This is a genomic window from Marinobacter fonticola (assembly GCF_008122265.1).
Classification (GTDB): Bacteria; Pseudomonadota; Gammaproteobacteria; order Pseudomonadales; family Oleiphilaceae; genus Marinobacter_A; species Marinobacter_A fonticola.
In genome coordinates this window covers 2,256,733-2,281,149 of record NZ_CP043042.1, presented here as the reverse complement: position 1 = coordinate 2,281,149, position 24,417 = coordinate 2,256,733, and the positions used below count along the sequence as shown (strand labels likewise).

19 protein-coding genes are annotated in these 24,417 nt (G+C 59.0%); 15 read left to right on the top strand and 4 right to left on the bottom strand.

Going from position 1 to position 24,417, the window contains the following annotated elements; genetic code table 11:
- The first annotated feature begins 10 nt into the window (after positions 1–10).
- A complete protein-coding gene (locus FXO11_RS10130) occupies positions 11–1,498 on the top strand; it encodes an aldehyde dehydrogenase (RefSeq protein WP_148862860.1) in 1,488 nt (495 codons plus the stop codon).
- Between the two features lie 27 nt (positions 1,499–1,525).
- Here FXO11_RS10130 and FXO11_RS10125 read toward each other — a convergent pair whose 3' ends face one another.
- A complete protein-coding gene (locus FXO11_RS10125; protein ID WP_148862859.1) occupies positions 1,526–2,338 on the bottom strand; it encodes a response regulator transcription factor in 813 nt (270 codons plus the stop codon).
- Between the two features lie 196 nt (positions 2,339–2,534).
- On the opposite strand from FXO11_RS10125, the gene FXO11_RS10120 reads away from it, so the two are divergent.
- The 13 genes from FXO11_RS10120 to FXO11_RS10060 all read left to right on the top strand — a co-directional run bounded on the left by FXO11_RS10120 (position 2,535) and on the right by FXO11_RS10060 (position 19,611).
- On the top strand, positions 2,535–3,299 hold the full coding sequence (locus FXO11_RS10120) for an HpcH/HpaI aldolase family protein (RefSeq protein ID WP_148862858.1): 765 nt from the start codon (positions 2,535–2,537) through the stop codon (positions 3,297–3,299).
- 147 nt (positions 3,300–3,446) lie between these two features.
- A complete protein-coding gene (locus FXO11_RS10115) occupies positions 3,447–4,667 on the top strand; it encodes an ATP-grasp domain-containing protein (protein ID WP_202980214.1) in 1,221 nt (406 codons plus the stop codon).
- Positions 4,664–6,460 carry an IucA/IucC family protein gene (locus FXO11_RS10110; protein WP_148862856.1) on the top strand — a complete coding sequence of 599 codons (1,797 nt, stop codon included), beginning with the start codon at positions 4,664–4,666 and terminating at the stop codon, positions 6,458–6,460. Before FXO11_RS10115 ends, FXO11_RS10110 begins: the two co-directional genes overlap by 4 nt.
- Positions 6,457–7,674: an MFS transporter gene (locus tag FXO11_RS10105; protein WP_148862855.1), complete on the top strand. Its 1,218-nt coding sequence runs from the start codon at positions 6,457–6,459 to the stop codon at positions 7,672–7,674. The genes FXO11_RS10110 and FXO11_RS10105 overlap by 4 nt, the downstream gene beginning before the upstream one ends.
- 37 nt (positions 7,675–7,711) lie before the next feature.
- The gene (locus FXO11_RS10100) at positions 7,712–9,661 is read left to right on the top strand and encodes an IucA/IucC family protein (RefSeq protein ID WP_148862854.1); all 1,950 of its coding nucleotides are present in this window, start codon (positions 7,712–7,714) and stop codon (positions 9,659–9,661) included.
- Positions 9,662–9,804: 143 nt separating this feature from the next.
- Entirely contained in the window at positions 9,805–10,989 is a 1,185-nt protein-coding gene (locus FXO11_RS10095) for a type III PLP-dependent enzyme (RefSeq protein ID WP_227546113.1), read from the top strand.
- A 220-nt stretch (positions 10,990–11,209) separates the two neighbouring features.
- Positions 11,210–13,228, top strand: a complete 2,019-nt coding sequence (locus FXO11_RS10090) for a TonB-dependent receptor family protein (protein WP_227546112.1) — start codon at positions 11,210–11,212, stop codon at positions 13,226–13,228.
- A 232-nt stretch (positions 13,229–13,460) separates the two neighbouring features.
- On the top strand, positions 13,461–14,354 hold the full coding sequence (locus tag FXO11_RS10085) for an ABC transporter substrate-binding protein (protein WP_227546111.1): 894 nt from the start codon (positions 13,461–13,463) through the stop codon (positions 14,352–14,354).
- A complete protein-coding gene (locus FXO11_RS10080) occupies positions 14,351–15,355 on the top strand; it encodes a FecCD family ABC transporter permease (RefSeq protein ID WP_148862850.1) in 1,005 nt (334 codons plus the stop codon). The genes FXO11_RS10085 and FXO11_RS10080 overlap by 4 nt, the downstream gene beginning before the upstream one ends.
- Positions 15,345–16,400, top strand: coding sequence for a FecCD family ABC transporter permease (locus FXO11_RS10075; protein ID WP_148862849.1), 1,056 nt, complete (start codon positions 15,345–15,347; stop codon positions 16,398–16,400). The genes FXO11_RS10080 and FXO11_RS10075 overlap by 11 nt, the downstream gene beginning before the upstream one ends.
- 25 nt (positions 16,401–16,425) lie before the next feature.
- Positions 16,426–17,202: an ABC transporter ATP-binding protein gene (locus FXO11_RS10070; protein ID WP_148862848.1), complete on the top strand. Its 777-nt coding sequence runs from the start codon at positions 16,426–16,428 to the stop codon at positions 17,200–17,202.
- Positions 17,203–17,435: 233 nt separating this feature from the next.
- Complete coding sequence (locus FXO11_RS10065) at positions 17,436–18,785, top strand: glutamine synthetase family protein (protein WP_148862847.1); 1,350 nt, start codon at positions 17,436–17,438, stop codon at positions 18,783–18,785.
- Between the two features lie 76 nt (positions 18,786–18,861).
- On the top strand, positions 18,862–19,611 hold the full coding sequence (locus tag FXO11_RS10060) for a glutamine amidotransferase-related protein (protein WP_148862846.1): 750 nt from the start codon (positions 18,862–18,864) through the stop codon (positions 19,609–19,611).
- 390 nt (positions 19,612–20,001) lie between these two features.
- On the opposite strand, the gene FXO11_RS10055 is transcribed toward FXO11_RS10060, so the two are convergent.
- The 3 genes from FXO11_RS10055 to merR all read right to left on the bottom strand — a co-directional run bounded on the left by FXO11_RS10055 (position 20,002) and on the right by merR (position 23,978).
- Positions 20,002–20,208: a Na+/H+ antiporter NhaC family protein gene (locus FXO11_RS10055; protein WP_264766207.1), complete on the bottom strand. Its 207-nt coding sequence runs from the start codon at positions 20,206–20,208 to the stop codon at positions 20,002–20,004.
- Positions 20,209–20,275: 67 nt separating this feature from the next.
- On the bottom strand, positions 20,276–23,248 hold the full coding sequence (locus tag FXO11_RS10045) for a Tn3 family transposase (protein WP_148862845.1): 2,973 nt from the start codon (positions 23,246–23,248) through the stop codon (positions 20,276–20,278).
- A gap of 292 nt (positions 23,249–23,540) precedes the next feature.
- Positions 23,541–23,978 carry an Hg(II)-responsive transcriptional regulator gene (merR, locus tag FXO11_RS10035; protein ID WP_148862844.1) on the bottom strand — a complete coding sequence of 146 codons (438 nt, stop codon included), beginning with the start codon at positions 23,976–23,978 and terminating at the stop codon, positions 23,541–23,543.
- Positions 23,979–24,051: 73 nt separating this feature from the next.
- On the opposite strand from merR, the gene merT reads away from it, so the two are divergent.
- Positions 24,052–24,414 (top strand): mercuric ion transporter MerT, encoded by a 363-nt coding sequence (gene merT, locus FXO11_RS10030; protein WP_148862843.1) that lies wholly within the window; start codon positions 24,052–24,054, stop codon positions 24,412–24,414.
- Positions 24,415–24,417: the final 3 nt, after the last annotated feature.

Below are 24,417 nucleotides of genomic sequence, written 5' to 3'. Positions count from 1 at the left end.
GGAGAAGACCATGAAAACCAGTGCGGAATGGAAAGCCCTGAGCGAATCGGTCACCTTGCATGGGCAGGCCTTTATCAATGGCCGATTCCAGGACGCTTTGTCCGGTGAGACATTCCCGGCCATTAACCCAGCGACGGCAACTCGGTTGGCCGATATCGCCAGTTGCGATGCGGACGACGTCGATCAGGCCGTCGCGGCCGCCCGCGACGCGTTTGTCTCAGGGGCGTGGTCTGACCTGGCGCCAGGCGACCGCAAGCGGGTTCTGCTGCGTCTGGCCGACCTGATGGAGCAACATGGTGACGAACTGGCCGTGCTCGACAGTCTGGATATGGGCAAGCCCATCAGCGAAATGATCAGCGTGGATGTGCCGGATTCCATCAATTGCCTGCGCTGGACGGCGGAATCCATTGACAAGCTATACGGCGAGATTGCACCCACCGGCCATGACACCCTGGGCCTGATCAGTCACGAGCCGGCGGGTGTCGTGGCGGCGATCACGCCCTGGAACTACCCGCTGATGATGGCCACCTGGAAAATCGCCCCGGCATTGGCGGCGGGCAACTCGGTCATCCTCAAGCCTTCTGAAAAAAGCGCGCTGAGTGTGCTGCGTCTGGCAGCGCTGGCCAAGGCGGCGGGCATACCCGACGGTGTATTTAACGTGCTGCCGGGTTTCGGCCACACCGCCGGCAAAGCCCTGGCGCTGCACAACGACGTCAACGTACTGACCTTCACCGGCTCCAGCCGGGTGGGCGGTCTGCTGATGGAATACGCCGGTCAATCCAACCTGAAACGGGTCTGGATCGAAGCGGGCGGCAAATCGCCAATGCTGGTGTTCGAGGATTGCGAGGACATCGAAAAAGCGGCATCAACCGCCGCAGCGGCGATCTTTTCCAACCAGGGCGAGGTGTGTATCGCCTGTTCCCGGCTCTATGTGCAGTCCTCCATTCGCGAGCGTTTCACCGAAGCGCTGCTCGAGGCGGCGAAAGTCTACCGGCCTCGAAATCCGCTCGATCCGGAAACCCGCATGGGCGCGCTGGTCGACAAAACCCAGTTGGAAACGGTGGCCAGCTATATCCAGTCCGCCATCGACGAGGGCGCCAGGGTGCTGACCGGCGGTGTGCCCGAAGCCGAGCCGGGAAAAGGGTACTTCGTCGAGCCCACCATTATCGGCGAGGCACAGAATCACATGCGCTTCGTGCAGGAGGAAATCTTCGGCCCGGTACTTGCGGTCGGCGAATTCAGCGACGAAGCGGAGGCCATTCATCTGGCCAACGACAATCGCTACGGGCTTGGCGCCTCGGTGTGGACGGGCAACCTGTCCCGGGCGCACCGGGTCAGCCGCAAGATCCAGAGTGGAATGGTCTGGGTCAACGGCTGGGGCGGTGGCGACAGCACCATGCCCTTCGGTGGCGTGAAGGCGTCCGGCTACGGCCGCGACAAATCCCTGCATTCGCTGGAAAAATACACCGACCTGAAAACCGTCTGGATCAGCCTCTGAACGTTTGGATCAGTTGCTAGTGCCCGGCTACTGGGGTTCTTCCAGTTGGTTCAGGTGGTTGATGAATTGCGTGAATATTTCCGCCTGAGTGGAGGTGTTCAGCCGCGTATGGATGTTCTTGCGGTGCACCTTCACGGTTCCCACGCTGATCTTCAGGTGGTCGGCGATAGCCTGGGAAGAAAAGCCGCGCAGGATCAGGTCGGTGATTTCGCGTTCGCGCTGGGTCAATACCCCGCTGGCAAAGGTGCTCAGGGCCCGCTTCATGGGGCCGTCAGAGCGGCCGTATTGAAGAAATTCGCCGGACTGGGCCTGCCAGAACTGTCTGACCAGAGCGCTGATGACGGGGTAGAACTCCTGTAACGCATTCAATTCGGTGCGGGAAATACAGTCCAGCGACGCCTTGCGGCCGAGGGTAATGGCGCAGGTTAGTTTGTCATCGAGGCGGATCAACAGGTTGATCTCGTCCACCAGGCCAAAATTCTGGTAACAGGTCTGGTAATACTCGGTGCTCTTGAACGAATCCGGCATGATCTCGGCCAGCCGCACGATGCCTGGCGACGTACCGTTCTTGATCGCGTGGAACAGCGGGTCGAGCACGTAGGCGTGCTTCAGGTACTGGCGTAGAGTATCGCTTTGTTCCTCGGGATCGGACGGGTGGACGAGGAGGGGCCGCAGCGCCTTCTTGTAGGTCAGTAGCAGAATCGTATCGAAAAAGCACAGGGTCGACAGGAACGCCTCGAGCATCGCCGGAAAGCTACGCAAACGCTGGTGCTCGATGAGGACCGCAAGGTTTTTCTGCCAGCTCTCATTGGTCTGTATCTGATTGACGCGATCTCTCATCACATGCCCTTCTAATTCTGTTTTTCAGGCTAAACCAGTTGGCGGACCAGAGCCAGCCCGGCTCGCGACAAGGATCATACCGCGAGCAGATTACCCATTCCGAAACTGTTTTTGGACAGCCCTAAAAGTCGTGTTGACCCCAGTAATGACAATGATTACTATTCGCGACAATGCTCGAAACAGTAGGCGCTGGACCATGCTCACCACGAACGCGACTAAGCACAAGCTCTGGGAAGGAAAAGCGGTGTACGGACTGCTAAACGCGGTGCCGTCTCCCTGGTTGGTAGAGATGATCGGTTACGCCGGGTATGACTTCGTCATCCTGGATACGGAGCACCTGTCCACCAATCCCGAATCCGTTGAGCATATGATCCGTGCGGCGGAGTGCGCGGGAATCACGCCGCTGGTTCGGGTACCACAGCCCGATGTGGCGGCCATCGCCCACGCCCTGGATAGTGGTGCGCAAGGCATCGTTGTGCCTCGGGTGCGCAACGCGGCTGAGGCCAGAGCCGTGGTTAATATGGCGCGCTATGCTCCACAGGGAGAGCGGGGTATCACCGGCGGTCGCACCACCGGGTTCGGGACCCTTCCTCTTGGCCGTTATCTTGAGCAGGCCAACCGCGAAATACTCGTCGTCCTGATGATTGAGGATGCCGAAGGTCTGCGCAATGGCGAGGACATCGCCCGTGTGCCGGGTGTCGACTGGCTGCTGGAGGGCGCTGTGGACCTCTCCCAATCGCTTGGCGTCCCTGGCGAGCCCCTTCATCCACATGTACAGGAGGCGATCCGTGGCCTGGCCGAAGCCTGCCGCACTGCCGGCCGGCATTTTTGCGCCTTGCCCCGCACAGCCGAACAGTTAGCGCACTGGCGTGCCTGGGGCGCGCAGGCTTTCCTGCTGGGTGAAGACCGCAGCATTATGTTCAGGCAACTCAAGGCTCACCTCGACAACAGCAAAGTTTAACCGGCCACGCAGGCCTTTTTAGACGCCCTTTACCACCCGAAAGAATAGAAACTTCGGTTATTTATAAGCCTTTAATGATAATGCGTCCCATTACTCAAAATATATATGAGACGCAAAACTGAAATGACATCAACAGGGAGTATCAGGATGAGTAATACCCTGGTTATGCTGGCCCACGTGCCCACGGACGCTGTTAATTCCGGGTTCTTGCCCGCCGCTCATCGGCTTGGTTGCCGGGTCGTTATCGTAACCGATCAGGTCGCCGCCCATCATCGACACTTCAGTCAGCCAGACTTGCCAGCCTACCCGGCTGATATCGTCGAGTGCGATGTCTTCAATCCGCTTGCCGTTCTGGACGTACTGGCGCCGATGGCGCCCCTGGCCGGCGTATTTTCCAACAGCGATCACCTGCAAACGGTCACGGCGATGGCTGCGGCCTATTTCGGATTGCCGGGAAAGGACTGGCGGGTTTGCTATCAGGCCAAAAATAAAGCGGCCATGCGCTCACGCCTGCAAACTACAGAGCAGGGCGGAGGGTGCTGGTATGCGGAGCTTCAGAATCCGCAGAGCCTGAACGCGTTGCCGGAGGACGTGCCGTACCCCTGCGTGGTTAAACCACGGGAGGGGGTGGCGAGCCTGCATGTGTCGAAAGTCGAGAATCGCGCACAACTCGACGATTACTGTGATGATTTCTGGCGTCAGAACCCGGGACAGCCTCTCATCTTGGAGGCGTTCCTTGAAGGGTCCCTGCATACGCTGGAAACCCTTGGAGATCAGCACGACCTGATCGCCCTGGGGGGATTTGACGTGACCTTGTCCCCGCCCCCTCATTTTGTGGAGTTGGATGCCCGTTGGCGTTCGTTCGAATCAGACGACCCGCTCGTGCAGCGTATGCTGGAGCAGGTGCGGGCCTTCGGCGTGCAGTTCGGCGCCTGCCACAGCGAGTTTGTACTGACGGCAACCGGTCCCCAACTGATCGAGATCAATTACCGCAGCATCGGCGACGGGCGCGAGTTCCTGCTGGATCGCATGCTCGGTGACCGCTGGTTCGACAGTGTACTCCGCCTGCACCTGGGGCAGTCCTTACCCCCGCTTGAACCGCCTCGCCATGCCGCTCACGTTCGCTATCTGATGGCTCCCGGTGCCGGCGAAATCGCTCGGGCAGGTGCGGCTCGTCAGCAAGCCTGCGGTGACGGCGAGCTGGTGTTCAAGCCCCTGAGAAAGGTTGGCGACGAAGTCCGGATCACCCATTCCAACAAGGATTATTTCGGCATCCTGCACATTTTTGCGAGCGATCCAGCCGCAGTCGACTCAGCCCTGGACGACTGGAGTGGTCTGCTGCTCGATGAATGGGAGCTGCGCTCATGAATGCACCGGCGATCTCCCCGGAGTCAGACGCCTGTCGCCATCTGACGAAACGCCTGATCGATACGCTGATCCGTGAAGACGTGGCGGGCTGCCAAAGCAGGGCTGCGCGGGTGTCCGCGCATAAGGTGCCGCACGCCCCCGCATCGCCCGACACATGGCTGAAGTGGGAGCTTGAGCGGGGCGTCCTGTGGCTGCCGGTACAAACGGCTTGTTTTATGCAGACCTGGCGCTGGAGTGGAGAAGCGCTGCTATGGCAGGCCCGCGATGCGGTGGATGGCTGGACGCAGCTGGACCGGTTTGACGAGATACTGTCCTGTTTGCGGCCGGCGGCAGGTAGCGAGGCACTCGCTCAGCACCGGGCTTACGAAACCGAATGTGATACCGCCGTTGCCCACGATCAGTTATGCCGGCAGGCGCAGGCCCGCTGGTTCCATGGGCTGGCTAAGGCCGGTGGGACTTCGCTCCCATTCGGTGACGGTGCGGGCGGCATGTTGTTTTACGACCGCCTGGCTGCGTTCCACGACCATCCGTTCTACCCCAGTGCGCGCGCAAAAACCGGCTTCGACTATGAGGCGCTGCAGGCCTACGCACCGGAGTTTTCGCCAACCTTCGCGTTGCGCTGGCTGGCCGTTCCCAAGTCGCGCGTGCAGGCCCAAGGCGACCTGCCCGAATGCTGGCCGGACTTTCCCGCGGTCGGTCTGGATGCCGCAATGGACGAGAGCCATTGCCTGATACCGATACACCCGCATGTGTGGGACCGCGCCCTTACGCAGTATCTGTCCGGCTCGGATCTCGAAGGTCAGGTTCGTTTAGCCCCGAAACCGGCCGTCTGGGTGACGCCGACGTTATCGGTACGCACCCTGCAAGTGACCGATGAGCCGTCGCTCCACTTAAAGGTGCCGCTGACCATCAGAACCCTCGGCGCGCGTAATATTCGTACGGTCAAACCCAGTACGATTTACGACGGCTATACGGTACAGCGACTGTTGTCAGCGTTGGCTGCCAATGACCGGGCGCTGGCAGAGCGGTACATCCTGACCGACGAATCCACCGGCGCCCACGTCGGTGACCTGAACTGGCTAGGGATGATCGTGCGCCGTTACCCGGTCGAGATCGAGGGTGCAACGGTGGTTCCCGTGGCGGCTCTGGCGGCGCCCGGCCCCGACGGGCGCTGCGTGATGGAGGTGTTGGCTGAGCGCTTTTACGGCGGCGACCTGACGGCCTTCCTCGAGGACTATCTCAACCTGACCCTGTCGGTGCATTTGCGCCTGTGGCTGAAGTACGGCGTTGCGCTTGAGTCGAACCAGCAGAATTCCATGCTGGTACTGCAAGAGGCTGGCCCGCCTAGGTTACTGATGAAGGACAACGATGCCCCCCGGCTTTGGGCTGCGCGGTTGTGCGCCCGCCTTGAAACGCTGGCGCCGCTGGTGGCTGAACTTCGTGACGACCGTATCCTGGTCGATGCCGAAGAACCCCTGGCGCAGATGTTCACCACCATTACGCTGCAACTCAATATCGCTGTACTGCTTGAAGAAGTGATCGCGAGGGGCCACCGCAGCCGGAACGAGTGCTATGCCCGGTTACGGCAACAGATAGCCGGCGCGCTACACGAACTTGAGCAGGAGGGTGTGGAGACCGGCACCGCCCGTCAGTGTTTGCTGGAGGACGACTACCTCTACGTCAAATACCTGCTAAGGGCGGGCAGTCTGGAGAGCAAAGCGAGCACCGGCGCCACGGACATTAACAAGTTCTACGGTAAGACGGCCCCCAACTTCCTCCGGTGTCCTGTATGACCCGGAGCCAACGCAGACAGTTGGCGATCGTGCTGCTGTGCCATTTCACCGCCGCCCTGGTGGCACTCGGCATGCCGCCTTTCTTCGGCTTGATCCTGTCCGACGCTTTTGCCGTCAAGGGGACACAATGGGTGGGCTGGTTTTACGTGGTGCCCACCGTGTGCGCGGCTCTGGCCGCGCCGTTATGGGGCAGGGCGGCTGATCGCTGGGGGCGCCGGTGGTCTCTTCTGCGGGCGCAACTGGGGCTTGCGCTCGGCTTCGCGCTGGCGGGGCTGGCGCCGCAAGCCTGGGTGTTCCTGGGTGCTCTCGTGCTGCAAGGGTTGCTTGGCGGCACGTTTGCGGCCTCGAGCGCCTATTTGTCGACCAGCCTGACGGGGAGCGATCTCAGTCGCGGCCTCAACTGGATGCAGGGCTCGGCCCGGGCCGCCATGGTCTTGGCGCCGGTGCTGTTCGGTGCACTGATCAGTATCTTCCCGCCGCAGGATATCTACTTGTATCTGGCGGCGCTGCCTATATTGGCCGCACTGTTGCTCGGTTTTGCGACCTCGGCGGATAAGCCCGCGCCGAAGGTTGCGGTATCCGGAGCAACCGCGCCCGTAACACCCAGCAGGACCACGGCGGCATCGAAGACCTTATTGGAAGATTGGCGACGGTTGTGGGCGGTGCAGTTCGCTTTCAGTTTTTCCATGGTCGTCACCTTTCCCTATTTCATTCCCTGGGCTCAGCAAACGGTCGGTATCGGCCCGCTGGCAGCCGGAATGCTCTATAGCCTGCCGCACCTGATTTATCTGTTTGCGCTCTGGATACCCGCCGGCAAAACGATGGGCCGGGTGAATCAGACAGGCTTGGCGGCCGGCTTTCTGTTAATGGCCGTTTCCTATATCGGCCAGACCTGGTCGGGCACCCTGGCTGAGCTGTCGGTATGGCGCATGGTCATGGGAGCCGGGATGACGCTTGGCTTTTTTGTCCTGCACGGCTGGATCGCCCAGATGACCAAAATCGACCACGCCGGACGCACCTTTGGCACGCTGGATAGCGTCAGTAAATGGGCGGGTGTGGCAGCCGGCCTGGCCGCCGGTGCGTTGAGTGGCCCCGCGGGCATGGCCGCGCCCTTGTGGCTGGGGGCAGGGGTATTGCTGGCGTCGCTACCGCTGATTCATACCGTCCGGCAGCCCACGCCTTCGGACGCTGCTCCCGAACAGCCAATCACCTGACACCGCAGAACATACTCATGGAGGAAGGACTCGCATTATGTTCAGTACAGCACTCAATCATCACTATCGCGACAAACAATGCGAGGACCTCGCCGGCCAACGCAGCATGGACGCCTTGCTCAACTGTTATTGCCGCGATATCGCAGCCCCGGCCAGCGAGTTGCAGGTGGCGCCGCCAGACAGTGGCCAGAGCTGGCCCCAGGCGTTGCGACTGAAGCTGGCGACCGGCAACGCCACGGCCTTGATGGTCCAATTGCCGGAACTGGCGGGGGCACTGTTGCTGGCCGTGTCGAGGGATTCCCTGGCGGGAAGCTATCGTTTCCAGTCAGCTCCGTTTTACAAGTCACCGTCCCGGGGCTGGCAAGTGCTTGATTTGGCCCGGCTGGCGAGAGTGCTGCTTCAGAACCTGGCCCTGCGTTTTGGGCAACCGTTCAATGGCGAGCTGTATCAGCAGGTTCTGGGCAGCCGCGAGGTCATGCGGCGCATCCTGAGTTATAGCCAGGTCCCGGCAGACTGGGGGCAGGGGTTGACCGGTTACCGGTGGTCGGAACAGGCACTGAGCTTCGGGCATCGCTACCATCCTGCTCCCAAAGCCCGGGAAGGCTTCAGCGAGGAAGATACGCTGCAGTATTCGCCGGAAATGGGTGGGGGATTCGCACTCTATTATTTCGCGATCCGCCGGGAGGACCTGCGCAGCCGCGGCCTGAGCGCGGGTGCTTTAGAGAATCTGGGCGCGCCAGCGGGGCTTGCGGTGCCGCCGGGCTTCGTGGCGCTTCCGGTGCATCCCTGGCAGGCACGCTACCTCATGCGCCAGTCCTTTGTGCTGGAGGCCATTCGCAGTAGGCGTATCCAGCCGCTGGGGCAGGGCGGCAGTATTTTCTATCCCACAGCCTCGGTGCGCACGCTTTACCAGCCAGGCAATGCATTTTTCTATAAGTTCTCAACCCATGTCCGGCTCACCAACTGCGTGCGCAAGAACGCGTACTACGAACTGGAGAGCGCGGTGGCCCTGTCGCACCTTTTGCGGAACCGCCTCGAACCGTTGCTGGCCGGCTATCCGGGGTTTGAGCTGATGTATGAACCGGCCTACGTCACTCTCGATTTTACCGAAGCGGAAGACACCCTTCGTCATTCGCTCATGGAAGGCTTTGGCCTGATCTTGCGCAACAGTCTGGAGCCGCTGCTGGAAAACGGCGTGACGCCGGTACTGGCAGCGTCTCTCTTCAGTGAGGATCGCTTCGACCAGTGTCCGGTCAAGGACGCCGTGGATACCTGCGCGCGCGCCGCCGGACTCAACCGGCGTCAGGCGACCATCGACTGGTTCGAGCGCTATCTGGAACTGCTGATGCCGCCTGTGCTCGACGCCCTGTTTATCCACGGGGTGGTGTTTGAACCTCACCTGCAGAACGTCGTCGTGGGATTGAAAAACGGCTGGCCCGCCCAGGTATTCGTACGCGACCTCGAGGGCACCAAGCTGGTTGCCGGCCTCTGGAGCGAACCCCTCCCCGCCGGGCTCGACGAACGTGTGCAGGCCTCGATTCACTACAGCGCCGACAAAGGTTGGAAGCGCATTGCCTACTGCCTGCTGATCAACAACCTGTTTCAGGCGGTCAGTTATCTCGCCCTGGACGATCTGGACCTGGAGACGGACCTGTGGCGGGTCTGGCGAGCCCATCTGGAACGGTACCTGGATCGTTGTGACAGCGCCTGGGCGCACCGGGTTATCGGCGGCCTACTGCGGGGCGAGCCTCTTCCCAACAAAAGCAATCTGATCACCCGTTTGCTCAAGCGGGCAGACCGGGATTCCGAATACGTGCAGGTGCCCAATCCGCTTGCCGCGTTGACTTCGGCGCCACCGGCGCGGGACATCCGCCTTGGCCCTGTCGGGGGTAAATGTATCGAAACTAAAGGCACCGACATTGAAGGTACCGAAACTAAAGACACCGAAACAGAAGATACAGCCAACGGCTGGGGTAGCACGTCATGAAAACGGCAGCGCAATCGAACTTAGCGGACAGGAAAATACCGGACGGGACAGTATCAGAGGAAAAAGTAACAGGGGGAAACGTGCCAAACGGAAACATGCCAGAGGCAAAAGTATCGGAGGGCAGGGTGCCGGATAGCGTGCGCATGGCTGCCAAAGCATTGCAGCGCCAGCACAGCGATCCTCTCTGCGCCTACATATACGATCTAGACAGCCTGAGTCAGCACGTGCAGGCGGTGGTCGAATGCCTGCCGCCGCAATGCGAAATGTTTTACGCCACCAAAGCCAACCCGGCGCTGCCATTGCTTCGAACCCTGGCGCCATGGGTCCATGGGCTGGAAGTGGCCTCGGGTGGCGAGTTGCAGTGGGTGCAGCGCCATTTTCCCGACGTGCCGGTCATCTTTGGCGGGCCCGGCAAGCTGGTTTCAGAGCTTCAGCATGCTGTCGAATCAGAGGTCGAACTGATTCACGTGGAAAGCCTGTTGGAACTGAAACGCCTGAAGGCGATAACGGAGAAAGCCCGTCGTACCCAGAATATTCTACTGCGAATTAACCTGAACCTGCCGGAAATGGCGACCACCCGTTTGACCATGGGGGGCGTTCCAACCCCCTTCGGCATGGACGAAGAGACGCTCCAGCAGGCGCTATCCATGCTGGGCAGCGCAGCGTACCTGAAGCTGAAAGGTTTTCACTTTCATCTTATGTCCCATCAACTGGAGCCGGACCGCCATCTGGCGTTGATGCAGGCGTACTTTCGACGGGTCAGAGACTGGGAGAAGGACTACGGTCTGCAGATCGAGCAGATCAATGTGGGGGGTGGCATCGGCATTAACTACGTCGAGCCCGGCCAACAATTCGACTGGCCGTATTTTTGCGGAAAAATGACCGACTTACTGGAAAAAGAGGCCGCACCCGAGTGGTGTATCCGGTTCGAGTGCGGACGCTTCCTCGCCGCGGCCTGTGGCTATTACGTCACGGAGGTGCTGGATATCAAGCACAGCCAGGGGGAAGCCTTCGCCGTCTGCCGGGGAGGCACCCACCACTTTCGAACGCCTGCCGCCCAATCCCACAACCATCCCTTCGAAGCCATGTCCTTGACCGATCCTGCGGCACAGTCGCAAACCGGTCTTCATCACCAGGCCGTCACCTTGGTCGGCCAACTCTGCACCCCCAAAGATGTGCTGGCCCGCGGCGTTAACGTGCCCGTTCTGGACGTAGGGGACTTGGTGATATTCACCTATGCCGGCGCGTATGCCTGGAACATTTCCCATAAGGATTTTCTGATGCACCCGCCTCCTGTCGAGTACTTCCTGGGCGAAACCATGACCTGAGAAAGAAACCGGTTCCGTATCGCCTGATTGGATTGTAATGAGAACTAATATCATTATAATTTGCGATCATTAAATAGAATGCAAACAATCAAGTAGTGCTAATCATGGAGGTTTCATGCTCTTCTCGACCATCAGGTACCTGTCCCGACCGGTGTCTCTTCGCCCCCTCTCAAGCTCTCTCGTACCTGTTTCAATAGCTGCTCTTATCAGCACACCGGTCATGGCACAGAGTCCGGCTGCCGGTAGCAGCGATACGCAGTTTGTCCTGCCGACCCTTACCGTGACAGGGGACTGGTTAGGGGCGCCCACGGAAGAATCCGAAAAAACCTACACGGGCTCGCGTACCGTGGTCGATAACGAAGAATTGCACGAGCGTGGGGCGCTCAATCTTGAAGACGCCCTGCGGGCAACGCCCGGTGTCCAGGTGCTGGACGAAACCGGGACAGGCATTCTGCCCAATATCGGGGTCCGCGGCCTGAATCCTCTGCGCAGCGAGCGCCTGCAGATCCTGACCGACGGTTACCCTATCGCCATCGGCCCCTATAGCAATGTGGGTGTTTCCCTGTTCCCGGTGACTCTGCCCAGCCTGGAAGCTATAGACGTGGTGCGGGGCGGGGCTGCCGTACACTATGGCCCCAATAACGTCGGTGGGGTGGTTAACTTCGTAACGCGCCCCATTCCGGCTGAAACGTCCCAGACGTTGCGCGAGCGGGTCACCATCGCGGAAGACACCGGCAATATTTTCACCGATACCTACTATCGCGTGGGCGGCCCGGCCACTGACAAACTCGATTTGCAATTCCAGGCCAATATCCAGCGTGGTGATGGGTTCCGGGACCATTCGGATACCGAGGTGGACAATTTCATCGTCGATGCCCGCTACTACCTGAACAGTGAGCATGAGCTCGCTACCCAGTTGCAGTATTACGATGTCGATGCCGAACTGCCTGGCGCTTTAACGCCGCAAGCCTACGAGGAAGACCGCACCCAGAGCCAGCGGCCGCATGATGCCTATGAAGCCGACATGACCCGCGCAACCTTCACCTGGACCTACACGCCGTCGCCGGACGTTGAGTTCCAATGGCGCAACTTCGTCCACGATGCGGATCGGACGTTCTTTTTCGGCCAGAATCTGAGCGGCACCGGTCATTGGGCCGACCCGGGGCTGCCCTCGACGCACCGGGCCGACTCCCCAAGACTTTTCCGGGTCTACAGTACCGAGCCACGCCTGGCGGTCAGCAAGGGGCGGCACGATATCACCGTCGGAGCACGTTACCTGACCGAAGATGTCGACTTCGACGTCAACCGCGTCGAATTTGCCAGCAATACCCGCTCCACCGCGAGGGACTGGCATCTCGACACCCAGGCGCTGGCTCTTTACGTCAGTGACTCCATGCGCTTTCTCAACGATCGGCTGACAGTCACGCCCGGATTGCGCTACGAAGATGTGAACATGGATTTTCGTGACAATCTGAACGACAACAAGGAAAAGAACGATACCGAAGAATGGTTGCCGGGACTGACGGTTGGCTATCAGGCAACGGACCGCCTTTTCCTGTTCGCCAATAGCCAGCGCTCCCTGGTACCCGTGCAAATCGCTCAAACAACACGGGACGGTGACGTGGCCAACGAGACAGCTTGGAACTACGAGTTGGGTGGCCGGATGCAGCTGAACCCCGAGCTACTGACGTCGGTGACCCTGTTCCGTATCGACTACGAAGACCAGATTCAATTCAACCGCACCGATAGCCGCTTCGAGAACTTGGGTGAAACACGGCACCAGGGCATCGAGCTGGATAACCGCTGGCAAGTGAATCCGAACCTGGAGCTGGGGCTGGGCTATACCTATCTCGACACGGAACAGCTCAACGGCGACAACGCCGGCAACGAATTACCCAACGCCCCGGAACACAAAGTCAGTGCCGACGCGGCTTATACCTACCAGGCGTGGATTGCCAGTTTGAACTGGGTGTACGTCAGCACCAGCTACAGCGACGCGGACAATACCGAAGAGGAAACCGCCAACGGCAGCGCTGGCGAACTGCCTGCCTACCACTTGGTCAACACCCGTCTGGGCCGCGATATTGCCGTGGGGAGCGGGCGTAACCTGAACCTGGCTCTGGCGGTGAACAACCTGCTGGACGACGACGCCTATTTCCGCGGTGTGGACGTAAGCCCGGTTGGCCGCCTCCCGCAGCCTGGCCGCAGCTTTATTCTGGAGGCGCAACTCGACTTCTGATCCGGCCTCCCACCGGCGCCGGGGCCACTCTGTGGGCTCCGGCTTGATCAAGATAACGCATTCGCAGGGGCGAAATGGTTGAATCGCCCCTGCGAGCCCATTAGACTACCGCGTCAATTACTAATGATTCCCATTTAATAGGCTATCGGGCGCCACTAACGTGGATAAACCAAGACTCCGCATTAAGACAGGTCCCGCACTCAGACGCGGATTCACCGCATTCCTCACCTGGATGACTATCCTAATTCCTGCCATGACCCAGGCGGAAAATCACCCCGTTAGCCTCACCGATGACCGGGGTAAAACCATTGAGTTGGCGCAGCCGGCTACCAGACCGGCCGCCATATCGACATTTGGTGCCGACGTATCAGTAGCCCTGGGCCGCCAGCCGGTTGCGATTACGACTTTTGGTTTGCAGGGGGTACCCGCCTACCTGGGACCCGAGATGGAGAAGATACCCAGTCTCGGTCCTCGTCATCAGCCTAACCTGGAACAACTATCGCGCATTGCCCCGGATCTGGTGTTTGCCATTCGGCGCTATACCGAAAAGGATGGCCCTCAGATTGAAGCCATCGCCCCCATGGTCGCGATGGATCTCATTACTCTGCAGGACAGTCTTGATGCTGTGGCCCTGGCCGGCGACGCGCTCGGGCGACCGCAGCAGGCGCGCGAAATCAATCAGCGCTTCAAGGCCCGTCTCGACAGCCTTGCAGCCCGGAGTCCCGGCAACCGCACAGTGGCCATTCTCACCAGCGGCGGCGAAACGCCTTTCGTCTACTACGACCACTTTCTCACCGCATCATTGCTGGAGCGGCTGCACTTCGACAACGTGGGCGGGTCACCCCCTAATCCCGAGTCGGGTATTCCCCTGGGTTACCGCATCAGCCTCGAGGCGCTTTTGGCACTGAATCCAGATGTTATTTTGTTGCTACCGAGTAATCGCCAGCGGGGTTTCACCGTCAACCCCGTGTGGCCTTATCTGCAGGCCGTCAAGAACGATCAGGTATTTGAGGTGGGTCAGCACTGGAAAGAGAGCGCCGGACCCATAGCACGGTCTCTGGTGCTCGACGACATAGAGCGCCTGCTTCTCCCGGATGACACGCCGCTCAAGACCTCGTCGCGATGACGCGGGCACCTAGCGGCACCCCTATGGCCTATATCTATGGAGCGGCGACGCTGGCGCTCGGCGCACTGTTTCTGATGGGGCTGATGATTGGCCGGCAGTGGACCGGCCCGGACGTGCTCTGGGGCATCCTGCACGGCGAGGGGAGCGTCATAGAGCGGGTCAGCGTGCTGGAGCTTCGCTTACCTCGCAATCTACTCGCCCTATTGGGTGGGGCCGCTCTTGGCGCGGCTGGCGCCATTATGCAGGGCGTGACCCGCAATCCGCTCGCGTCACCCGGACTGACAGGGGTCATTGCCGCCGCGGCATTTGGGGTCGTGGGCACACAGACCTTTTTCACCCCCGACGCGTTGTGGCTGCCGGCCATTGCTCTGTGTGGCGGGCTTCTGGGCGGGCTGCTGACATTTCTCATCGCCGGCCGCAGCCGGCTCCAGCCTGAGCGAGTGGTGCTGGCCGGCATTGCTATCACCGCATTATGCACGGCCCTCACCACGGGCACCTTGCTGGTGTCCGGCTCCGAAGCCGCAGAGCTTTACTACTGGTTAGCCGGCAGCCTGATGGGGCGGGGCTGGTTGCAACTCGAACTCGTTTCCGGGTGGCTGGTTCTGCCGCTGGTGGGGGCACTGGTTTTGCGCCGTCCTTTCCGGGTGCTGCAACTCGATGACGACCTGGCGCTGTCCATGGGGTTGGCGGTCGGTCGTTGGCGACTGCTGTTTCTGATGCTGGCGTTGATCATGGCGGCTGCGCTGGTGTCGGTAACCGGCCCGGTGATCTTTATCGGTCTGGTCGCACCCCATATTGCACGGCACCTGATTGGCGACCAGTTTCAGCATTGGCTACCGCTCAGCGCGATGCTGGGTGGGTTACTGTTACTGGCCGCGGACATGCTGGCGCGGCAGCTTGCTTTTCCACAGGAGTTGCCCGTGGGTATGCTGACGGCACTGATTGGCGCGCCATGGCTGCTTTATTTACTGAACGCCCGTGAGACTGGCCATGTCCGCTGAAGCCAGAGACGCTCTGAAGCTCCCTCTACTGCGGCGGACAGGCGTCCTGATGTGGCTCGGCTGCGGGCTCATCGTACTGACGCCCTGGCTGGGTCTTCAGTTTGGCGCCACGGACCTGAGCTTGCAGCAAGTCCTGGCCGGCTTGTCGGGGGAGGGCTCAACCCACGTTCAGCGAGTCGTCGTGGACCTGCGGCTACCCCGGGCCCTGATTGGTTTAATCATCGGTGTTCACTTCGCTGTGTCGGGCTGGCTGTTGCAGCTACTGACCCGCAACCCACTGGCGGAAGCCGGTATTTTAGGCATCTCCGGTGGAGCCAGCCTGGTGGCGGTGGCCGCGTTTGTGGTGGGCGACTGGCTGCAGCCGGGCGATAATCCCTACGCCGGCGTTCCCTTTGCCCTTCAGTACCTGCCGTTGCTCGCCATGCTGGGTGGTTTACTCGCGGCACTGGCCGTTTACGGCTTGAGCCTGCGTCATGGCGGCCTCTCGCCAATGAAGCTAACCCTGACAGGTGCGGTATTGGCCGGTATGCTACACGCGCTGACCACCGGCGGTCTGGCATTCTGGGGGCACGCGCACACCGAACTGGTAGCGCAATGGCTGGCCGGCTCCCTGTATGGCACGACCTGGGCGCACCTGGAGGCGTTGCTTCCCTGGACTTTGATAGGGTTGCTCGGGGTCCTGATTTTGTTGCGTCCGCTTAGCGCCATGCAACTGGAAGACGAGCACGCACGCAGCCTCGGGCTGCATCTGAACCGATGGCGGGCCATCGCACTGGTGGTGGCCGCGCTGATGGCCGCAAGCGCCGTGGGCATTGTGGGACCGGTTGGTTTTATCGGGTTACTGGTGCCCCATATCAGCCGACGCTTGGCAGGTTCAGGGCTGGGGGTTCAGTTTTTGCTGTGTACGGCGCTTGGCGCCATGCTGGCTGTCCTGGCCGATACGCTGGGACGGACTGTTTTCGCACCCTATGAGTTACCCGTTGGCGTGGTATCGGCGGCACTGGGCGTTCCCTTTTTTCTTTATCTGTTATCGCGCCAGCCATGACCCGGCAATCGTCAGGAAGTCTGCAATGTTGAGCACCGATCGACTTACCCTCGCATACGGCCATACGGATGTTGTGCGCGAGTTGTCAGTGGCTATCCCGGCAGGTGAAATCACTTGCCTGGTAGGCCCCAACGGCTCCGGGAAAAGCACCCTGTTAAAGGGGCTCGCGGGCTTAATAGCGCCACGCCAAGGACAGGTGCTACTTGAGAGGCAACCCCTGTCCGCATGGAGCCGAAACGAATTGGCGCTGCGGCTGGCCATGTTGCCGCAAAAGCCCATCGTGCCCGAGGGCATTCTGGTGAAGGATCTGGTCGCGCTGGGCCGGTTCCCTCATCGCAAATGGTGGCAGCGAGATACCGGAGCCGATCGTGAAGCGGGTCAGCAGGCCATGCAGATGACCGGTGTGGATGCATATTCCGAACGACCGGTGGCCGCGCTGTCAGGCGGGCAGCAACAGCGGGCCTGGATTGCCATGGCGCTGGCCCAGCAGACGGATATCCTGTTGCTGGACGAGCCCACGACCTATCTGGATTGGGGCTATCAACTGGAAGTGCTGGAACTGCTGGTAGAACTCAATCGCGCCCGCAGCCTCACGGTCGTCATGTCTCTGCACGATTTGAACCAGGCCGCGCAATTTGCTGATCATGTGCTGGTGCTGGACGCTGGGCAGGTAAAAGCCGCCGGTGCGCCGGGGCAAGTGATCACCGAATCTCTTCTTGCTGACATATTCAAGGTCAGAGGCGCCGTCACACTCAATAGCGAAGGCCGCCCGTATTGTATCGGCCACGGCACCACCGCCTGATTCCGAACGAGGCAGATTATTAGCCTGTCTTGCCCCCCTTCGTCGATAGCCCTCCCTCAATACCCCTGCGTCGATACCCCTCCAGCGTCCCGGATATGTTCCTCACGCCGTAGGTCAGCTCAACCATGACGCGAACATGGGCCGATTCCTACCCCTTGGGTGATAGATACACGCTGCCTGCAATGGGATATCTTGGGCGTCTGATTTTCGAAAAGCATTCAAGAGTGATGCGTATGACCATTAATAACAATCAGGACAAGAGCCGCGACCTGGACCTCTTCATCACGGACCTCAACGGCAATCTGCGCGGCAAGCGCCTGCCTGCCAGCGGCCTGAAGAAAGCCATGAAAGAGGGGCTCAAATTGCCACGCTCGGTGGTTGGCTTCGATTTCTGGGGTGCAGACGTATTGGAGAATGGCCTGGTGTTCGAAACCGGCGACAGTGACGGCATCTGTATGCCTGTCGCGGAAAATCCAACGCCGGTGCCCTGGTCCGAAGCACCGCGGGACCAGATGCTGGCCATGATGTTCAATCCCGACGGCACGCCGTTCGAGGCGGACCCCCGTCAGGTCCTCAAACGCATCGTCGACCAGTTTGCCGAGCGCGGATTAACGCCGGTCATGGCGACCGAGCTTGAGTTCTATCTCATGGATGCGGAATCCGAGAGCACACAACGTCCCATACCGCCTGCGCTGGCCGATGGTAAAGGCCGGCGCCTGGCTAACACGGAAGGCTACGCGGTAGAGGAAATGGATGGCTTCGATGCCTTCTTCGCCGATGTTCGCTCCGCTTGCGAGGCACAGGGTATCGGCGCGGACACCATCATTGCCGAAATGGGTCCGGGGCAGTTCGAGGTTAACCTCAATCACGTGGCTGACCCGCTAAATGCCGCTGATCAATCCATCCTGTTCAAGCGCCTGGTTCGTGGCGTTTCCCGTCGCCACGGCTACGCGGCGACGTTTATGGCCAAGCCCTACGCCGAGGAGAGCGGCAATGGCTTCCATGTGCATTTCAGCCTGATCGATAAAGACGGCAACAACGTTTTCGACAACGGTACGGAGGAGGGCAGCGACCTCTTACGCCATGCCATCGCTGGCTTGATGCAACTGATGCCCGAAAGCATGCTCACCTTTGCGCCGCACCTGAATTCCTATCGCCGCTTTATGCCGGGGGCCTACGCGCCGACGTTTGCCAGCTGGGGTTATGAGAACCGCACCGTTGCCTTGCGAGTGCCGGAAAGCCCGAACGTCGCGCGGCGTATCGAACACCGGGTCGCTGGCGCCGATGCCAATCCCTATCTGGTCCTGGCCACCGTGTTGGTCGGCGCGCTGTATGGCATGGAAAATAAACTCCAGCCGTCAGCACCGGTCGAGGGCGATGCTTACGCTGAGGAAAACCCGGAATTCCCGTTGCCCTGCGAATGGCTGGAAGCCACTGACCGATTTGAAGAGAGCGAGATTCTGCGAGCCTATCTGGGCGAGGAATTCGTCCATGTCTACGCCGAAGCCAAGCGCCAGGAGCGCCGCCTGCTAAGCGAGCGGATCTCGGATATCGAGTATGAGGCTTATCTGGGCTTGCTCTGATCCAGGCCGACTCAGAAACCTCAAGCCTGAAATCCTTTCGGTAACGCGCGGCGAGGCCGCGTGTCAGGAGTAGCTGATGAGTTTTAAGATTGGCATTCTCGCCACCGGCATCACCCCGGAGGAACTGATAGAGACCCACGGGTCCTACGCGGACATGTTCATGGCGCTGTTCGGTCGGGCCGGGTACGATTTTGACTACGACGTTTACGATGTCCGCGACGATGTCTTCCCCGATTCCGGGGCTGTCTGTGATGCCTGGATCATCACCGGCTCCAAGTCCAATGTTTACGAGAAGACGCCATGGATGGCACGTCTCAAAGACCTGATCCTGGAAATCTACGATAGGGGCCGCCCCCTCGTCGGCATCTGTTTTGGCCACCAGATTGTGGCCGAAGCCTTTGGCGCGGACGTCAACAAATATCTGCCGGGTTGGGGCGTGGGCCTGCACACCTATCAACTCGAAAAGAACATTCAACTGGAAAAGGACATTCCGGAGCTGGCGTCGCTCGGGGGTCAATTTACCCTGAACGCCGTGCATCAGGATCAGGTGCTGACAAAGCCGAAACAGGCCGAAGTCATTGCCTATTCGTCGTTCTGTCCCTTCGCGGCGCTTCAGTACGATAACCGTATTCTGACCCTGCAGGCGCATCCGGAATTCAATGTGGATTTTGAAACTGAACTCCTCCAGGCACGCCGCGATGATCCGATCCCAGCAGAGGCAACGGACCATGCGTTGGCCGGGCTAGGTGAGGCTTCGGCCCACACCGATTCGCTGCAAGTGGCGCACTGGATGGCCAATTTTCTTTTGCAGAAGGTTGAGCGGTAATGTTCGGTAGGGTCCCATTTATATTCAAGTCCGACTCCATGGGGCCCTTGTGGGCCCTCCGAAGCTGAAGCATCGGCTACATTCAACTCGAGATCGGCTACATTCAACTCGAGTATGTAGCAGAAGCTTTAGAGGGTGTTGCAAAACGTCGCGAGCGAAGGCCAGGCAAGGCGGAAATCCGCGAAAAAGCGCAGTTTACTAGTAGTAAATGAGCATTTTGAGTGGATTTTCAACGCCGCATGGCCGAGCGCAGTAGTTTTGCAACACCCTCTTCAGCTTCTGAGGCACCGCAGGTGCCCGGTCCGATCCCTGGTAATCATTCTAGCTCCATTCCATAAAAAAGCCGGGCAAGGCACAGAACCTGACCCGGCTTTTCCAGTTCAGCACGCCCTAGGCAATCGCATACCCCATGATAATGAATGACACGAACGCCAGCGTCGCTCCGATCAAGGCATAGGGGATCTGCGTCAACGCATGCTGCATCGGCGTACAGCCCGAGCCGGTGGAGGTCAGCACCGTCGAGTCACTGAAGAAACAGGCGTGACTACCGAAGGCCGAGGCCGAGAGCAGGGCGCCGACCGTCAGCGGCATGGACATATCCATCGCCTGAGGGTCGGCAACGATTCTGACGAAATCCTCCAGAAAGTGCACTAACCTATTGGATTTAAATTATTTTTGTATTGTAGCTCATGGGTGAAACCTGCCGATCAAAATCAAGCGTATAATCGCCGAATCGATTGATATGGTCCGTGCGGTATGGGGCCAACCCTTTGAGAATATCGTGATCTATATGATGACCTTGATCCTTGAGAGCTTTAAGAGTCAACGTCATCGACTCCACATTGTGAAGAATGACCAGGTTGGCCACCAAATGGTTATATTTGATCACTTTCCGTTGCTCGTGGCGGATATTCTCGGCGATCACCCCCTCGCCGCCGAAGAATAGCCATTTCACGAACTGGTTGAATTCTTCCGTTTTGTTCGTTTCCGCATGAATGGTTCGCCGCAACTCCACGTTGCCAATGTAATCCAAAAGAAAGGTCGTCCGAACAACCCTCCCCAGTTCCCGGAAAGCAAAGTAGAGTTTGTTCTTGAGGCTTGCGGTACCCAAGCGCCGCAGTATCGTGGAGGGTGCGATCTTGCCAGCCTTGATCGATAGCGCTACCCGGAGCATGTCGGGTACATGGGTTTCAATCAGTTTCCAGTTGACGGTTTCGCTGAACAAGGCATTGATGTGCTCATACTGCTGGCGTTTATCGGGCTTGTAGAACACCAGTTGCTTCAGATTTCGGATTCGGGGCATGAGGTTGATACCCAGCAGATAAGCCAACCCGAAGACGGGCGCACTTTGCGCCTGGGTATCGCCATGCAGGCTGTCAGGCTGGATATCGGAGTCGTTTTTGATCAGCCCATCAAGGATATAAATGGCCTCATAAACGCCGCAAGGAATGAAGTGGCTGAACAGCGCGATGTATTTGTCCGAGACGTGGTAGTAGCCCACCCCGCCATAGCCACCGTACCGTATGTGGTATTCCGATAGCAGGTTCTGTTCGTACAGGTTCCATTTTGTGCCATCGGCGGCGGCCCGCTGGCCGGTTCCCCAGTGTCGCGGCAGCCGGTAGCGGTTGTAGGCATTGATAACCTGTACAATCGCCTGCTCCAGGCGCTCTTCGGTGACGTGCCGCAGGTTGAGCCAGGACACCTGCCGGCGATTAAGGGTCGTGATGGATCGCGCGGTCTGAGTTGGCCCGAGATTGCAGCCATAGCAAAATAAGGTCGAAACAAAGCGGGTACGGGGGTCATCGAGCTTGCCCTCAAATCCGGAAAGTGGCCCAAAGCGTTTGTGGAGGCCCAGCCATTTTTCGGCTTCCACCAGGATGTCGAGAATATTCTTTTCGGGCAAATTCTGGGATAACTGCTTATCAATCTCAGCTAACCCATCCGGAGGCGCTCTACGACGGTGCTTCCGTATCACCAGATCTTCACCATGGAAGACGGCGTATTCATTCTCTGGGAAGCCATGGTCAATGCGGTCGGCCGTTTCGCTCAACCGGGAGTGGGCTTGTGCCACAAAAGCGGCGGGGTCGGATTCGATATCAATCATCGCGCTGTAGTCCGCTATCTGGGCATCATAGACACTCCAATCCACCAGCTGATCGCGGTAGTCACTGTATTGGTCGCTGTTCGCGACCGCGAGATCGCCGGAAATCAGTTCACGCTTCACCTGTGTCAGTACGCCCAGCTCGAAATACTTCCGGTAGACCATGCCGGGCGGTAGCTGGCTTGGCCCCGCCCCCAATACCAAACGGCGCCAACGCTCCGGTAGCCAGGACACGTCGACGGGTTGAGTGCTGAGCACAAGGCATTCCTTACGGCTGTGCCGGTGCTTTTTCAGAGCCGCAATCGCCTCAATCAAGGATTGATCGTGGCTGGTTGCCGCCAGATCCAGTAGTTCAAGGCAATTGAATAACAGGGGGCGTAACGGGCGGTAGGGTTGCAGCATGAACGGGATGAAGTTATTGCCAGCATAGGCCATGTGTTCCTCACACTCGGCCAGTAATTCATCAGGATCACTCTGGATGGCAGCCGCCACTCGGGCACCTCGCTCAGAATCCGTTGGCGCTTCCTGGACGGCGGTCAGTACGTCACGCAGTTGAGCCACCAGCTTGTCCATGCGCTTCATATGATCCAGGTGATATTGGTTCAGGTTGGCTTCTGCCTTGGTCTTGATGTTGCGCATCTTGCGGACAAAGATGTCGACCGCATCGTCCATCGCGCGACGCAATTGGGCATGGACCAGCAGAACCATCAAGGCATAGCGTTTGGTTCTTTGCATGGCCTTGATGTTGGCCGCGCCCAGCGCTCGTGCTTCCAGTATGAAGTGGTGATATTTGGCGGCGGGAATGTGATCAACAGCGGGCAATTGTTGACACCAACCCTGAAGCCATTCCAGGTGCTGAAGATACTTCTTCACTTCCGTATTGGTCGGCTTTTTGGGTTCCTGTTTCAACTTATGCCAACTGGTATGAGGGGAATCATCCGGCACTTGCAGCAACTGGTCAAATTCGTTTTTTTGATGCGCTGTCAAACCCACATTGAGCGTCCGAAAGTAACCGGTATTGACCGTGCTGCGAGCCTGACGCGCGGTCCGTTGCAACGTTGAAAAACCCGGTAACTCAAAACGCTGGCGCACCAGCTCTTCAATCACCACATTGATGATGTCCGCCAGGTCCTGCTTGGTGGTGGCCGCTTCACGCGCTAGTTCCCGTACAATTGCCTTGCCTTCAACGGTGAACGCCTTGATGTTCACCTGTTGACGAACCGTGTCCAACATCCGCTGACGGGCGCCGCCATTACGGTCGTAGACCCTGAGCTGGCTCGCTGCGAGATGTGAAAGGTCGTCGCACGCCAGAATGTGCGTTGTAATGGATTGGGGAACGGCTATGAGGTGGACAAAGTAGCCCAGGCGCTGCACTGTTTTCAGGAGAATGAGCAGGGCGCCACGAGCAGCCGGAGTTCGACCGTGCTTTCGGGCAAAGGATCGTTCCTGGGCAGAGGGTGTATAAATTTCTGCCAGTTCTTGATCCGAGACCTCCGCCTTCAATCGCGGATAGGCGGTTTCATGGAGACTACTCATACGCAGTCCTTTGCTATGGGGTTCCATTGAGAGGCGTTAACTCACAGTACGTTCGCTCTTGAGGGAGGCATTGCTTATAGTAGGCAGCAATTCGTCAAGACCAAAGGAACCGCCCCTTATTTTGTGAACGCCACTGTCCCGATCGTCGCTCGCTACGTGCTAATAGCGCCTCTGTTTGGGGCTGTTGCCCAAAAACTTCCCCGCCGTACTCTGCTGGTCACACTGGACATTCTGAGGGCCTGTGTGGTTGCCATTCTGCCCTTTGTCACTGAGGTTTGGCAGGGATCCCACTCTAGCTAGGGTAGGTACTAACTTTTCGCCCAACCCCTTCATGTAATGACGCAATTAAAGGGCACGAGATATTGCCCTCGTAGGCGCAGCACCGATCAACCATGTCGCTCAGCAAAGCCTCAATTTGCTGTAGCTTTTCGAGCTTCCCACGTACGTCGTGCAACTTACGCTCCGCGAGAGTGCTGGCTTCCAGGCAGTGAGTACCATCATCCAATTGAAGCAAGTCGTGTATCTCATCGAGACTAAAGCCTAACTGCTGCGAGGTTTTCACAAAGCTCAACCTGCCAATATCGCTGGCACCGTAGCGCCGAATCCCCCCGAGAGGACGCTGGGGCTCAGGTATTAACCCACGTCGCTGGTAGTAGCGGATGGTCTCAACTGAGACGTTCGCCGCCTTAGCCAGCCCCCCGATGGTCAATGAGTTCATTTCATCCGACATTTTCCTTGCCTCCGTAGTTGACTACGGCTTTAAGCTTAGCTTATCGAACAAGGCCATAAAAGGTGCAATCACAATGTCAGAGTTGAATTCAGAGTCAAAATCCGGTCGCGGGTCGTTAATCGCAGGCGGGGTTGCAGCGCTGCTCGCATCGGCCTGCTGTCTGGGTCCCCTGGTCCTGATCACACTGGGTGTTTCCGGTGCATGGATCGGCAACCTGGCCGCCCTGGAGCCCTACCGTCCGTGGTTCATTGGTGCTGCGCTGGTGGCCATGGTGTTTGCCTGGCGTCGGATATACCGGCCCGCGCAGGACTGCGAACCGGGCGAAGTCTGCGCGGTACCGCAAGTGCGCACTGCTTATAAAGTCGTGTTCTGGATTGTTGCGCTGCTGATAATGACGGCGTTGGCGTTCCCTTTCGTCTTACCGCTGTTTTACTGAAAC

Excerpts from the sequence above, each read along its gene's own strand:
- FXO11_RS10130 (WP_148862860.1), top strand. The coding sequence starts at position 11 with ATGAAAACCAGTGCGGAATGGAAAGCCCTGAGCGAATCGGTCACCTTG.
- FXO11_RS10125 (WP_148862859.1), bottom strand. The coding sequence starts at position 2,338 with ATGAGAGATCGCGTCAATCAGATACAGACCAATGAGAGCTGGCAGAAA.
- FXO11_RS10120 (WP_148862858.1), top strand. The coding sequence starts at position 2,535 with ATGCTCACCACGAACGCGACTAAGCACAAGCTCTGGGAAGGAAAAGCG.
- FXO11_RS10115 (WP_202980214.1), top strand. The coding sequence starts at position 3,447 with ATGAGTAATACCCTGGTTATGCTGGCCCACGTGCCCACGGACGCTGTT.
- FXO11_RS10110 (WP_148862856.1), top strand. The coding sequence starts at position 4,664 with ATGAATGCACCGGCGATCTCCCCGGAGTCAGACGCCTGTCGCCATCTG.
- FXO11_RS10105 (WP_148862855.1), top strand. The coding sequence starts at position 6,457 with ATGACCCGGAGCCAACGCAGACAGTTGGCGATCGTGCTGCTGTGCCAT.
- FXO11_RS10100 (WP_148862854.1), top strand. The coding sequence starts at position 7,712 with ATGTTCAGTACAGCACTCAATCATCACTATCGCGACAAACAATGCGAG.
- FXO11_RS10095 (WP_227546113.1), top strand. The coding sequence starts at position 9,805 with ATGGCTGCCAAAGCATTGCAGCGCCAGCACAGCGATCCTCTCTGCGCC.
- FXO11_RS10090 (WP_227546112.1), top strand. The coding sequence starts at position 11,210 with ATGGCACAGAGTCCGGCTGCCGGTAGCAGCGATACGCAGTTTGTCCTG.
- FXO11_RS10085 (WP_227546111.1), top strand. The coding sequence starts at position 13,461 with ATGACTATCCTAATTCCTGCCATGACCCAGGCGGAAAATCACCCCGTT.
- FXO11_RS10080 (WP_148862850.1), top strand. The coding sequence starts at position 14,351 with ATGACGCGGGCACCTAGCGGCACCCCTATGGCCTATATCTATGGAGCG.
- FXO11_RS10075 (WP_148862849.1), top strand. The coding sequence starts at position 15,345 with ATGTCCGCTGAAGCCAGAGACGCTCTGAAGCTCCCTCTACTGCGGCGG.
- FXO11_RS10070 (WP_148862848.1), top strand. The coding sequence starts at position 16,426 with ATGTTGAGCACCGATCGACTTACCCTCGCATACGGCCATACGGATGTT.
- FXO11_RS10065 (WP_148862847.1), top strand. The coding sequence starts at position 17,436 with ATGACCATTAATAACAATCAGGACAAGAGCCGCGACCTGGACCTCTTC.
- FXO11_RS10060 (WP_148862846.1), top strand. The coding sequence starts at position 18,862 with ATGAGTTTTAAGATTGGCATTCTCGCCACCGGCATCACCCCGGAGGAA.
- FXO11_RS10055 (WP_264766207.1), bottom strand. The coding sequence starts at position 20,208 with ATGTCCATGCCGCTGACGGTCGGCGCCCTGCTCTCGGCCTCGGCCTTC.
- FXO11_RS10045 (WP_148862845.1), bottom strand. The coding sequence starts at position 23,248 with ATGAGTAGTCTCCATGAAACCGCCTATCCGCGATTGAAGGCGGAGGTC.
- merR (WP_148862844.1), bottom strand. The coding sequence starts at position 23,978 with ATGTCGGATGAAATGAACTCATTGACCATCGGGGGGCTGGCTAAGGCG.
- merT (WP_148862843.1), top strand. The coding sequence starts at position 24,052 with ATGTCAGAGTTGAATTCAGAGTCAAAATCCGGTCGCGGGTCGTTAATC.